Raw genomic sequence first — 12,556 nt, forward strand, 5'->3', positions numbered from 1 at the left:
GCGTCGTGTGCCTGACTGGTGAAGGGCCGTTACCGATGGGTACCCAAAAGCCTGACGTGGGCCTACTCTCACGAGCATGACGGACTCGCAGGCCACCGCAGCGCCCCTCGGCACGAACCCGACAGCCCCGGCTCCCGAAGGCGCGCGCACCGCCGCCGACGTGGTCACGCCCGAGCTGATCGCCCAGCTCACCCGTGACGTCATAGGTTCCGGGCGGACCGCCAACCACACGCCGCTGACCGGCGAGAAGCTGGCGGACCTGCCCGAGTCCACCCCCGAGGACGTGGCCACCGCCTTCGAGCGGGCCCGCACCGCCCAGATCGCCTGGGCGAGGACCCCCGTCAAGCAGCGCGCCGCCGTCCTGCTGCGCTTCCACGACCTGGTGCTCCAGCGCCAGGCCGAGGTGCTCGACCTGATCCAGCTGGAGACCGGCAAGGCCAGGCTGCACGCGCACGAGGAGATCCAGTCCGTCGCCGTCGCCGCCCGGCACTACGGCCGCAAGGCCCCCTCGTACCTGAGCCCCAAGCGGCACACCGGCGTCGTCCCGACCCTCACCAAGGTCACCGAGAACCGCCAGCCGCGCGGCGTCGTCGGCCAGATCGCCCCCTGGAACTACCCCCTGGAGCTGTCCATCGGCGACGCCCTCCCCGCCCTCGTCGCGGGCAACGCGCTGGTGATGAAGCCCGACACGGAGACCTGCCTGACCGCCCTGTGGGCCCGCGACCTGATCATCGAGGCGGGGCTGCCCTCGGAGGTCTTCCAGGTCGTCCTCGGCGAGGGCCCGGTCGTCGGCCCCGAGCTCGTCAAGCACGCCGACTACGTCTCCTTCACCGGCTCCACCCGCACCGGACGCGAGGTCGCCCAGGGCGCGGCGGCCCGCCTGGTCGGCGTCTCGCTCGAACTCGGCGGCAAGAACGCCATGCTGGTGCTGCACGACGCCGACGTCGACAAGGCCGCCGCGGGCGCGGTGCGGGCCTGCTTCTCGTCCGCGGGCCAGCTGTGCATCTCCATCGAGCGGCTCTACGTCCACGAGTCGGTCGCCGACCGGTTCGTGGCGCGCTTCGCGGAGCGGACGAAGGCCATGCGGCTCGGCAAGTCCCTCGCCTACGGCGCCGACATGGGCTCCCTCGTCGGCGAGCGGCAGCTGGAGACCGTCACCCGGCACGTCGACGAGGCCGTCGCCAAGGGCGCCACGCTCGTCGCGGGCGGCGTCGCGCGCCCGGACATCGGCCCGTACTTCTTCGAGCCGACCATCCTGGACGGCGTCGAGGCCCCGATGTCCGTCTGCAACGAGGAGACCTTCGGCCCGGTCGTCTCCGTCTACCGCTTCACCGACGAGAACGAGGCGGTCGAGCTCGCCAACGCCACGCCGTACGGTCTGAACTCCTCGGTCTGGACGAAGGACGGCAGGCGCGGCCGCGAGGTCGCCGCCCGGCTGCGCACCGGCACGGTCAACGTCAACGAGGGCTACGCGCCCGCCTACGGCAGCGTGCAGTCCCCGATGGGCGGCATGAAGGACTCGGGCCTCGGCCGCAGGCACGGCTCCGAGGGCATCCTCAAGTACACCGAGGCGCAGACCGTCGCCACCCAGCGGATCATGCCGCTCGCACCGTCCTTCGGCCTGGACGACGAGAAGTACGCGGCGTTCATGAGCACGAGCCTGAAGGTGATGAAGGCGTTCCGCTTGCGCTAGCCCACGCGGAGAGCGCCCCGTCAGGGGCCCCGTAAAGGGGCGCGGGGAACCGCGCGAGCAACCACAGACGGCCTGCCGGTAATTCGACGAGGAGAGTCAATGTCACAGGAGAGCTCTGCCCAGAACCAGGTGGGCGACGACGCTACGTACGACTACGACGTCATCGTCGTGGGCAGCGGCTTCGGCGGCGCCGTCTCCGCGCTGCGCCTCACGGAGAAGGGCTACCGCGTGGGCGTGCTGGAAGCCGGGCGCCGCTTCACGCGCGCGAGCCTGCCGAAGAACTCCTGGGACCTGAAGAACTACCTCTGGGCCCCCGCCCTCGGCCTCTACGGCATCCAGCGCATCCATCTGCTCGGCAACGTGATGGTGCTCGCGGGCGCCGGGGTCGGCGGCGGCTCGCTGAACTACGCCAACACCCTGTACGTCCCGCCCGCGCCGTTCTTCAACGACCCGCAGTGGAAGGACATCACGGACTGGCAGGACGAACTGAGCCCCTACTACGAGCAGGCCAAGCGCATGCTCGGCGTGCGGCTCAACCCGACGACGACGCCCTCGGACGTCCATCTGAAGGCCGCCGCCCAGGAGATGGGGGTCGGCGACAGCTTCCACATGGCACCCGTCGGCGTCTTCTTCGGCGACAAGGAGGACGCGGACGGTCATTCAACGGCCAGGCCAGGCGCGGAAGTTCCCGACCCCTACTTCGGCGGCGCGGGCCCGTCCCGCAAGGCCTGCACCGAGTGCGGCGAGTGCATGACCGGCTGCCGGCACGGCGCGAAGAACACCCTCAACGAGAACTACCTCTACCTCGCCGAGAAGGCGGGCGCCGTCGTCCACCCGATGACGTCGGTCGTCGCCGTCACCGAGGACTCGCGCGGCGGTTACGCGGTGGCCACGCTGCCCACCGACGACAAGCGCAAGGGCAAGGGCCGTACGTTCAAGGCCCGCCAGGTCGTCGTCGCCGCGGGGACGTACGGCACGCAGACGCTGCTGCACCGGATGAAGGACTCCGGGCTGCTGCCGCGCGTCTCGGCGCGCCTCGGCACCCTGACCCGCACCAACTCCGAGGCCCTGGTGGGCGCCCAGACCACCGACCGCCGCTACCGCAAGCGGCACGGCGCGCGGAAGGTCGACTTCACCAAGGGCGTCGCGATCACCTCGTCGATCCACCCGAACGACAGCACGCACATCGAGCCCGTCCGCTACGGCAAGAAGTCCAACGCGATGGGCGGCATGACGCTGCTCCAGGTCCCGTACAGCGTCAAGGGCGGCAAGGACCGGGTCACCGGTTGGCTCGGCAACATGGCGCGCCACCCGCTGCTCGCCGTGCGGTCCCTGTCCAACCGGCGCTGGTCGGAGAGGACCATCATCGGCCTGGTGATGCAGTCGCTCGACAACTCCCTGACGACGTACCGCAAGGAGAAGGGGCTCGGCAAGGGGCTGCTGACCGCCCGGCAGGGCCACGGCGCGCCCAACCCCGACCAGATAGCCGAGGCCACCCGCGCCGCGACGATCCTCTCCGAGGAGATCAACGGCTTCCCCGGCTCGAACATCGGTGAGCTCATGGGCACCCCGCTCACCGCGCACTTCCTCGGCGGCTGCCCGATCGGCGACTCGGCGGACACCGGCGTCATCGACCCCTACCACCGGCTCTACGGACACCCCGGCATCTCGGTCGTCGACGGTGCCGCGGTCTCCGCGAACCTCGGTGTGAACCCGTCCCTGACGATCACCGCGCAGGCCGAGCGCGCCATGTCGTTCTGGCCCAACAAGGGCGCGCAGGACCCGCGTCCCGCGCAGGGCACCGGGTACGTGCGCCTCGCGGCGGTCGAGCCGAAGACCCCCGTGGTCCCCGCGGACGCCTTCGGCGCGCTGCGGCTGCCGTTCCTGGGGATGCCGTCGGTGCCGTCCAAGAAGTAGGCGGCGGCTGCGTCGCCGACAGCCCCGGACACGCGTCCCCGGACACACGTGCCCGGACACACGTAAGGACCTGCGCCCCCCTCCGAGCGCAGGTCCTTCCGCGTGATCAGGTGCCGCGGTCAGGCGGCTGCCGTGCGGACACGGCTGCCGCGGTTACGCGGCGGCGTCGGCCTTGCGGCGACGCACGACGAACACCGCGCCCGCACCGGCGACGACGGCGATGCCACCGGCGATGCCGATGGTCGGCAGCATCGAGCTGGAGCCGGTCTCAGCGAGGCTGCCGGTCACGGGGAGCTCCTTGGAGCCACCCTGCGGCTTGGTGACGTCGCTCGGCTTGTCCTTGCCCGGAAGCGGCTTCGGGGTGCCCGGGTTGTCGTTGTCGCTGCCGGCCTTGAGGATCGTCAGCTCGTAGTAGTCGATCGAGCTGTGCACGCAGTTCGCGTCGGAGTCGACGTAGCTGCCGATGCCGATCGCGTAGCCCGGACCCGCCGGGGCCTTGGCGCTGACCTTGAGGCGCAGCTTGATGTCGACCTTCTCCTGCGGACCGAGGTCGGTGACGCCGAAGGCGAGACCGCCGTCGAGGTCGCCGTCGATCGACTCCCAGGACTTGGTCTCGGGGTCGAAGTACTGCAGGTTGGCGTAGTTGCTCAGCCAGTTGTCCGGGGCCTCGCCGTCGCTGTCCACGGCGGCGATCCAGCGGACCTCGCCGAGGTCCTTGTCCGTCGGGTTGGCGGCGGTCAGCTTGAACTGGTGCCAGCCGCTGCCCGCGACGATCTTGCCGGGCAGACCGCCGAGGTTCATCTCCAGCTCGGAGTCGACGTCTTCGCCGTCCTCGTCGACCGCGCACTCGCTCGGCTCGTCGGTCGGCTCGGCGGTCTCGGTCGGCTCGGTCGTCTCGGTGGGCTTCTCCGTCGGCTTCTCGGTCTCGGTCGGCTTCTCGGTGGGCTTCTCGGTCTCGGTCGGCTTGTCCGTCGGCTTCTCGGTCGGCTTCTCGGTCTCGGTCGGCTTGTCGGTCGGCTTGGGAGTCTCGGTCGGCGCCTCCGTCTCGGTGACCGTCGGGGACGGGGAGGCGGTGGTGTCCTCGGTCGCGAACGCGGCGGGCGCCGACAGGAGCGCGAGCGGGGCTATGACAGCCGTAGCGGCCGCGGCGGCCATGGCACGACGAAGCTTCATGAAGACCTCAGGAAGTCCGGCGCACTGTGTGGTGGACAGTGCGGAGGTGGAGGCCTCCGCGGTGGGGCGCGGGTGTGGCCGTTGTTACTGCATGCATGACCTGCGATCCCTGTGAATGGTTGTCCTCGATTTCACAGAATTCTTATGTGCCGTGGATCACATCGCTTGTGCGGGTGGGACGGGGTGCCGTAGAAATTCTCCGCCCAACGGGCACGGCTCGAACGGGCACGGCTCGAACGGGCTCGGCTCCGACGGGCTCGGCTCAAGGGGGAGGAGACAGCGTGGCCATACCCGACGAGGTGTGGGAGAGATTCGAGAAGGACAGCGAGCGGGACATCCGCTCGAACGCGCCGAAGGAACCGTCCGCGCGGGCGCGCATGGTGGCCGAGCGGCTGCGGCGCCTTGACGAGGAGGCGGCCCGGCGGCAGGAGCGGGAGGCCGGACGCCTTCGCCGCATGCGCGGGAGGCGCAAGGCCGATCCCGAACCGTGGCGCCCCGACGACTGGCGCGCGATGCCCACGGGACCGAGCCGTGGCGGCCGCTCCGAACGCAGCCGCCGGGTGTGGAGCGTGGTGATCGTGATCGGCGGCATGGCCCTCGCGATCGTCCTGCTCAGCCCGTTCCGCTTCTGGCTCCTGGGCTGGTGAACCGCCGGCGTCCCGGCAGGTGAGCCCGTCGTACGGCGGGACGGAACCGTCGGCGATCTTCCTCCGTCGTAGCAAAGGTGCGGGTGACTCCGCACGGTGCGATACGTGAGTGAGTGGGGGAAGAGAGATCGTGAAGTCAGCTGTGGCGCGTGCCGTGGTGGCCGCCTCCGTCGTGGCCGCCCTCGGCTCGGTGGCCGCGTGCGGCGGGAGCGGTGACGACGACGCGAAGTCGGCGAAACCGGGTGCGAGCGAGGGCGCGGGCGCGGGAACGGGTTCCGGTGCGGACGGCGGGCAGGGCGACGGGCGGCGCGGCGGTGGTTCGCGGGCCGCCACCGCGCTGGAGAAGTCCGCCATCGCGGCCGACGACATCAAGGGCTACAAGGTCGAGAAGGCCGACGAGGCCGCGCCGCGCCCGGCGGGCCCCGTGTCTCCCGCGGTCTGCGCGCCGCTCGCCGCGGTGCTCGGCCCCGGCGCGCCGCCCAAGGCCGAGGCCCATGCCGGCCGCGTCCTGAACAGGTCCGGCGAGAACGACCCGACGACCACCGACGTCGGCCTCTCCGCCTATCCACGGGGCGTCGCCGAGAAGTCCATGGACGGCCTGCGCGCGGCCCTGAAGTCGAAGAAGTGCTCGACCTTCGGCGTCGGCGGCGACCGCTTCCTCGGCGTCCACGCGCTGCCGGGACAGGACCGGGGCGACGAGTCGGTCTCGTACCAACTGGCCCTTCGCAGAGGCAAGTTCATCACGCGCGAGAGCGTCACCATCGTCCGCGACGGCGGGACCCTCGTGGCCTTCGAGGCCTCCAACGCGTACGACCCCGAGGGCGTCCAGCAGGACCGGGAGAACGAGAAGGACGGCATGAAGGGCGGCGGTACGGCGACGGCGGACCAGGACCCGAAGGTGGCACCGGCGATCGTCGAGGCGCAGCTCGGCAAGATGTGAGGCACCTCGCGGATGTGCGGCGCCTCACGATCATTTGCGTCCCGGGCCGGCGTGGCCGCGTCCGTCACGGTCGCGCTGATCGCGCATGAGCACGCGGACTCCGAGTACCGCGACGTCGCCGCCCTGTCGGGCGCGATCGTCGAGGCCCAGACCGCCAAGTTGCCCACGGCGTAAGCGGGTCGGGACGGAGCGAAGGGCCCCGCGGGACGGATCCGCGGGGCCCTTGGCTGTCAGCACCGACGTCAGGGCGGCGTCGGTGCCTCGGGGCGGCGCCGGGGGGAGTGCGCCGCTGGTTCGAGTGCCGGTGGCCGCCCCGGCGCACAGCGGGCGCTCGGGTGGTATCGACCTCTGGCAATGAAGCTGTGGATGGGGGGACGTGGAGCCCCGCCCTCTTACGCATCGTGCTCGATGCGTTGTCGGGGGCGCAACCGTTTCGACCACATCTATAGGGGAAGGGGACGGAGGCCGGCCGACTCCGGGCGTCCCCGAAGCCGACCGTTCCCTTGGGTGACCGGGCTGCTGTCCCCTGCCGTCCGGTCACGTCTCTGGAGCGAGGTCCCACGGCGTACGAAAAGTGATCCGTACGCCTCATCGCTCCAGCGGAGCCACGCGTGGTTCTTACGGGCCCGCCCCTGGCTGACACGGACACCGGGACCAACGAAGCCCGCCGGGAACCGGTCACGCGCCGTACGGGTGAGAACGCATCCGAACTCAGGTCCGCAGGCGTCGGGCGCGGGCCCCACGGGGTCAGACCTGGCCCCTGCACAGCTCCAGGAGCGTCATCGCGAGCGTCGTGCCGGGCTTGCCGAGCGCGTCCCTGTAGTGGCCGAGGACCTCCATCTCGCGGGAGAGGTTCACGCGGCGGCCGCCGGACGTGATGCGCGCCTCCTGGATGACGGCCGAGACGGCCATCCGTTCCTGGATGAGACCGATGATCCGGTCGTCGAGCGTGTCGATCCGCTCGCGCGCGTTCTCGATCACGCCGACGGCCTCGGGGGTACGGGCGCCGGTCTTGTCGGCGGCGGTCTTGTTGGCGGTGGCGGCAGTGACGCTGGTGGCGGTGGCGGTCATCTGGGGCTCCTCGTGTCTGGGTCTTCGTGGGAGGGGAGCCCCGGAGCGGCAAGGACCGCGAACGTACAGAGCGCCCCGGGCCTTGTCGGCCCGGGGCGCCCGGTAAGTCGCTTGTCAGGAGATCAAGCAGCTCGACCATGGCAGCCGGCAGGCCGGTTGCCATAGGTAAAGAGGAAGTCGTAGCGCTTGGTCACGAGGTCAGTATGCCCCCACGCGCGCGTCGCCGGTCAAACGGGTTCGCCCGGCGGCCCGGATGCTGAGACGCCCCGTCCGCACCTCGGTGAGGCTGCCGCCCCGGGCGCCGCTCGGTTCCGTGCCCCGTTCCGTGCCCGGCGCCGTGCCTGGTGCCATGCCCGGTGTGGGGTTGGGGGCGGGGCCGGGTGCGGGGTCCGTCGGATGCGACGAGGGAGGTACCGCCAGGCCCGTTAGAATCGACAAATACAGACCCCCTGCTCACGCACTGAGCCTCTCGCTCACGCTCAACGCCGGAAGGCCGCCGCCGTGCCATCAGCGCCCCCCGCTGCCGCCGCTCCCGAGACCGTTCTGGTCGTCGACTTCGGAGCGCAGTACGCCCAGCTCATCGCCCGTCGCGTCCGTGAGGCGCGGGTCTACAGCGAGATCGTGCCGAGCACGATGCCGGTCTCCGAGATGCTCGCCAAGAAGCCCGCGGCGATCATCCTCTCCGGCGGCCCCTCCTCGGTGTACGCGGAGCACGCGCCCACCGTCGACCGTCAGCTCTTCGAGGCCGGGGTCCCCGTCTTCGGCATGTGCTACGGCTTCCAGCTGATGGCGACCGCGCTGGGCGGCACCGTCGACGACAACGGCGCCCGTGAGTACGGCCGCACGCCGCTGGCCGTCTCCAAGCCCGGCTCCACCCTCTTCGAGGGCACCCCGACCGAGCAGTCCGTGTGGATGTCGCACGGCGACGCGTGCAGCGCGGCGCCCGAGGGCTTCACCGTCACCGCGTCCACGGACGTCGTGCCGGTCGCGGCCTTCGAGGACGACGAGAAGAAGCTGTACGGCGTGCAGTACCACCCCGAGGTGATGCACTCCACGCACGGCCAGCAGGTCCTCGAGCACTTCCTCTACCGCGGCGCGGGCATCAAGCCGAACTGGACGACCGGCAACGTCATCGACGAGCAGGTCGCCGCGATCCGCGAGCAGGTCGGCGACAAGCGCGCCATCTGCGGCCTGTCCGGCGGCGTGGACTCGGCGGTCGCCGCAGCCCTCGTCCAGAAGGCCATCGGCTCGCAGCTGACCTGCGTGTACGTCGACCACGGTCTGATGCGCAAGGGCGAGACCGAGCAGGTCGAGAAGGACTTCGTCGCGGCCACCGGTGCGAACCTGAAGGTCGTCGACGCGAGCGAGCGCTTCCTCAACGCGCTGGCCGGAGTCTCCGACCCGGAGACCAAGCGCAAGATCATCGGTCGCGAGTTCATCCGCGTCTTCGAGCAGGCGCAGCTGGAGATCCTCCAGGAGGAAGGACCCGAGGTCGCCTTCCTCGTTCAGGGCACGCTCTACCCCGACGTCGTCGAGTCCGGCGGCGGCACCGGCACGGCGAACATCAAGTCGCACCACAATGTCGGCGGCCTGCCCGACGACATCGAGTTCGAGCTGATCGAGCCGCTGCGCCAGCTGTTCAAGGACGAGGTCCGGATGGTCGGCGCCGAGCTCGGCCTGCCGGACGAGATCGTCCAGCGCCAGCCGTTCCCCGGCCCCGGCCTCGGCATCCGCATCGTCGGCGAGGTCACCAAGGACCGCCTCGACCTGCTGCGCGAGGCCGACGCCATCGCCCGCGAGGAACTGACCGTGGCCGGTCTCGACCGGGACATCTGGCAGTGCCCCGTCGTGCTGCTCGCGGACGTCCGCAGCGTCGGCGTCCAGGGCGACGGCCGCACGTACGGCCACCCGATCGTGCTGCGCCCCGTCTCCTCCGAGGACGCCATGACGGCCGACTGGACGCGCATGCCCTACGAGGTGCTCGCGAAGATCTCGACGCGCATCACGAACGAGGTCGCCGACGTGAACCGCGTCGTCCTCGACGTGACCTCGAAGCCGCCGGGGACCATCGAGTGGGAGTGACTTCCCCGTATGCCTGAAGGCGTGGCCGAAGCCACGCCCCGAGCGGCGCCGTCCACGGACTGTGGGCGGCGCCGTCGGCGTATGCGCCGCTCGCGGACGACGCCCCGAGGTCAGGTCCTGCGGGTGGTGCGCGCCGGAGCGCCCGGCTTCCACAGCTGCACCGCGAGGTACGTGCCGTCCTCGAGCGAGGTGCGCACCACCTCCGTCAGCTCGGTGCGGAAGAGGTGGAACGTGTCCGGGTCCGGCGGGTCCACCACCTCGGTGTAGAGCGCGACGACCGCCGGATCCGTCACCTCGACGGCCCGGCCCGCGATCCGGACGTCGCCGTCCGCCATGTCCGCGCCCTGGCCCGGGTTCGCCTGCAGCGCGAAGCGCGGATCGCGGCGCAGGTCGAGCGCCTTGAGCGAGTTCGGCATCATGCCGAGCCACAACTCGTCGTTCAGGAAACGGACTTCCAGCCCGGTGGTCCGCGGCGCACCGTCCTTGCGGAGCGTCGCGAGTACATGGTGGGTGAACGCGGCGAAGCGCTTCTCGACGGACTCGGCGAGAGCCGGCTCCGCGGCGGTGAAGGCTGCCCAATTGCACGACGTGAACGACATACGCAGAGTCTGTCGCCGATACCCGACACCTCCTGTCTCCATTCGCCGCACCGTTGATCGTGTCGTGCCCCTGTCCTCCTGTGCTTCCCGCCGGTAACTTCCGCCCCGTACAGCCAGGGATGGAGGACACATGCAGGCGCCCACACCGATACCCGTCGAGCGATTGCAGTTCGCGATGCCGCCCGTGCACGACTCCGTGACGGACGAACGGCGCCACCGCAAGGAGCGCCTTGCCGGTGCCCTGCGGCTCTTCGGGCGGCTCGGGTACGAGGACGGTGTCTCCGGGCACATCACCGCGCGCGACCCGGAGTACGCCGACTGCTTCTGGGTGAACCCCTTCGGGATGCCGTTCAAGCACATCACCGTCGGCGACCTCGTGCTCGCCAACGCCGAGGGGCAGGTCGTCGAGGGGCGCCACCACGTCAACCAGGCCGCCTTCACCGTCCACGCCCAGGCGCATCTGGCCCGGCCCGACGTGGTCGCCGTCGCACACTGCCACTCGCTGCACGGCCGCGCGCTCGCCACGCTCGGCGAACTCCTCGACCCGATCACCCAGGAGGCGTGCGCCTTCTACGAGAGCCACGCGCTGTACGACGGCTACACCGGTGTCGTCGTCGACGCCGACGAGGGCCGCAGGATCGCGACCGCGCTCGGCGACCACAAGGCGGTCATCCTGCGCAACCACGGCCTGCTCACCGTGGGCGACTCCGTCGACGCCGCCGCCTGGTGGTTCATCACCATGGAACGCTCCTGCCAGGTCCAGCTGAGCGCGCGGGCCGCGGGCCGCCCGGTGCTCATCGGCCACAAGCAGGCGGTGCAGACCAGGGAACAGCTCGGCAGCGATCTCGTCGCGTGGATCAATTACCAGTCCCTGTGGCAGGACATCAGCCGCAGCGAACCGGATCTGCTGGCCTGAAGCATCCGCCCACCGCCTGCCCGAGAGCCCCGTCGACGCCCATGACCTGCCCGTCCTTGCCCCGCCCGTCAACGAGCGCCTGGCGCGTTCACCCCCGCTGACCTGAACCGTGGGATTCGTTCGTCCTTCAGTGCGGCACAATTCCCTTTCTCTGCAAGGAAGTTCACGGGCGGCCCCGGTCGCTCCCGGGGTGGGGAAGGCGGCGTACGCGGTGGCGGTGCAGGAGGCGAGGCAGGGCGCGCACGGGGGCGGCTGCACGTGCGGCGGCTGCCCGCATGGTGCGCGCGAGGGGCACCGGCGTGCCGTGGCCGAGTTCCTCGCCAAGCGCGACGCGCTCGCGGCGGGGGAGGGGCTGCCGCCCGCCGTCGCGCACTCGGCGGGCGCCTCCCGCCAGTGGGTGTCGGACGAACTGACCCAGTCCGCTCGGGCCCTCGCCGAACGCGGCAGGGCCGAGGGCGACGCCTGGTCGCACCGGCTGTGGACGCGCACGCTCGTCGTGGCCTGGGCCGCCTTCGTCGTGCTCCTCGTGGTCCAGGCGCTGACCGCGATCGGCACGGGCTGGACGGCCGCGCGCACCGCCGGACTCCTCGCTGCCCTGGTCGTGGGCGGGCTGCTGACCGGCGCCGGATACCTCCACCGGGCGCGCGGCGGGGTGCTCGCGCCGGTGATCGGCGAGGACAACCGGCTCTCCACCTCGCGCGCCGTGGCCGCCTGCTGGGTGTTCCTGGTCGTCTTCGCGGTGCTCGTCCTCGCGGGCCAGCTGGCCGCGGCGGCGGGCCCCGATCGGCGGGACGAGCTGATCGCCGGCCTTGAACTCGCCCGCGCCGCCGGGACGGTGACCGTCCTCGCCGTGGTCTGCGGCGTCGCGGTGCTCGTACGCCGCGTCGTCGGTGTGCGGGTGCTCGGCCAGCGGCTCCAGAAGGTGCGCGCCGACCGGCCGCGGGCTGCCGACACGCTGACCGACGACGCGGGGCGCGGCAGCTTCACCGACGTGCAGTACGTCCTGGTCAGTGCCGTCGCCGTGGTCTTCGCCGCGGTGCGGCTCGCGCGCCGCCCCGAGCATCTGCCCGACCTGCCGTGGGGGCTCGCCGTGCTCGTCCTGGTCTCCGCTGCGACGTACCTGGCCGGCAAGTACTCCGAAGGCGGCCGCCCCGTCATCCTCTCCGTCGTCCGCGCCCGGGAGGCCGGTGATCTGGACGCCCCCATCCGTACGGGTGACGACATCGAGATCCGTGGTGCGGGCTTCGTGCCGCCCGGCGCCGGTGCCGTGGACCGGCTCGCCCGCATGGTCGTCCGCATCGGCACCGTGCACGTCCATGTGCCGCTCGTCCCCGTGCCGGGCGGCTTCACCAACCCGACCGACTCCACCCTGACCGTGCCCGTCCCGGTGGACGTCGAGCCCGGCCGCGTCGACGTCCAGGTGATCACCGCCGCGGGCATCGAGACGAACCGCGTCACGATCGACGTCACGGACTGAATCGCTCCCCACCACCACTTCCGCATCAGGCTCCCCCCTCG

General features: G+C 71.2%; 11 protein-coding genes. 8 read left to right on the forward strand and 3 right to left on the reverse strand.

All coding sequences use genetic code 11. The features are described from left to right. Positions 1-76 precede the first annotated feature (76 nt). The gene (locus tag ACIO9J_RS05755) at positions 77-1,693 is read left to right on the forward strand and encodes a succinic semialdehyde dehydrogenase (protein WP_401993151.1); all 1,617 of its coding nucleotides are present in this window, start codon (positions 77-79) and stop codon (positions 1,691-1,693) included. A gap of 99 nt (positions 1,694-1,792) precedes the next feature. After that, the gene (locus ACIO9J_RS05760; protein WP_401993153.1) at positions 1,793-3,610 is read left to right on the forward strand and encodes a GMC family oxidoreductase N-terminal domain-containing protein; all 1,818 of its coding nucleotides are present in this window, start codon (positions 1,793-1,795) and stop codon (positions 3,608-3,610) included. A gap of 153 nt (positions 3,611-3,763) precedes the next feature. Here ACIO9J_RS05760 and ACIO9J_RS05765 read toward each other — a convergent pair whose 3' ends face one another. Next, positions 3,764-4,783: an LAETG motif-containing sortase-dependent surface protein gene (locus ACIO9J_RS05765; protein WP_401993156.1), complete on the reverse strand. Its 1,020-nt coding sequence runs from the start codon at positions 4,781-4,783 to the stop codon at positions 3,764-3,766. 281 nt (positions 4,784-5,064) lie between these two features. Here ACIO9J_RS05765 and ACIO9J_RS05770 point away from each other — a divergent pair, with 281 nt between their 5' ends. The 3 genes from ACIO9J_RS05770 to ACIO9J_RS05780 all read left to right on the forward strand — a co-directional run bounded on the left by ACIO9J_RS05770 (position 5,065) and on the right by ACIO9J_RS05780 (position 6,544). Next, positions 5,065-5,430, forward strand: a complete 366-nt coding sequence (locus ACIO9J_RS05770; RefSeq protein WP_401993159.1) for a hypothetical protein — start codon at positions 5,065-5,067, stop codon at positions 5,428-5,430. Between the two features lie 130 nt (positions 5,431-5,560). After that, a complete protein-coding gene (locus ACIO9J_RS05775; RefSeq protein ID WP_401993161.1) occupies positions 5,561-6,370 on the forward strand; it encodes a hypothetical protein in 810 nt (269 codons plus the stop codon). A gap of 51 nt (positions 6,371-6,421) precedes the next feature. Beyond that, positions 6,422-6,544, forward strand: coding sequence for a hypothetical protein (locus ACIO9J_RS05780; protein ID WP_401993164.1), 123 nt, complete (start codon positions 6,422-6,424; stop codon positions 6,542-6,544). A 573-nt stretch (positions 6,545-7,117) separates the two neighbouring features. Here the strand turns inward: ACIO9J_RS05780 and ACIO9J_RS05785 are convergent. Beyond that, complete coding sequence (locus ACIO9J_RS05785; RefSeq protein WP_401993166.1) at positions 7,118-7,441, reverse strand: chorismate mutase; 324 nt, start codon at positions 7,439-7,441, stop codon at positions 7,118-7,120. Between the two features lie 501 nt (positions 7,442-7,942). Between ACIO9J_RS05785 and guaA the strand changes: the two genes are divergently transcribed. Further along, positions 7,943-9,523, forward strand: a complete 1,581-nt coding sequence (guaA, locus tag ACIO9J_RS05790) for a glutamine-hydrolyzing GMP synthase (protein ID WP_401993168.1) — start codon at positions 7,943-7,945, stop codon at positions 9,521-9,523. Between the two features lie 110 nt (positions 9,524-9,633). Here the strand turns inward: guaA and ACIO9J_RS05795 are convergent, their stop codons facing one another. After that, positions 9,634-10,122: a pyridoxamine 5'-phosphate oxidase family protein gene (locus tag ACIO9J_RS05795; protein ID WP_401993171.1), complete on the reverse strand. Its 489-nt coding sequence runs from the start codon at positions 10,120-10,122 to the stop codon at positions 9,634-9,636. 130 nt (positions 10,123-10,252) lie between these two features. Here ACIO9J_RS05795 and ACIO9J_RS05800 point away from each other — a divergent pair, with 130 nt between their 5' ends. After that, the gene (locus ACIO9J_RS05800) at positions 10,253-11,038 is read left to right on the forward strand and encodes a class II aldolase/adducin family protein (protein ID WP_401993174.1); all 786 of its coding nucleotides are present in this window, start codon (positions 10,253-10,255) and stop codon (positions 11,036-11,038) included. A gap of 211 nt (positions 11,039-11,249) precedes the next feature. Further along, complete coding sequence (locus tag ACIO9J_RS05805; RefSeq protein ID WP_401995827.1) at positions 11,250-12,515, forward strand: hypothetical protein; 1,266 nt, start codon at positions 11,250-11,252, stop codon at positions 12,513-12,515. Positions 12,516-12,556: the final 41 nt, after the last annotated feature.

It is taken from the genome of Streptomyces sp. NPDC087300 (genome assembly GCF_044744425.1).
GTDB lineage: Bacteria > Actinomycetota > Actinomycetes > Streptomycetales > Streptomycetaceae > Streptomyces.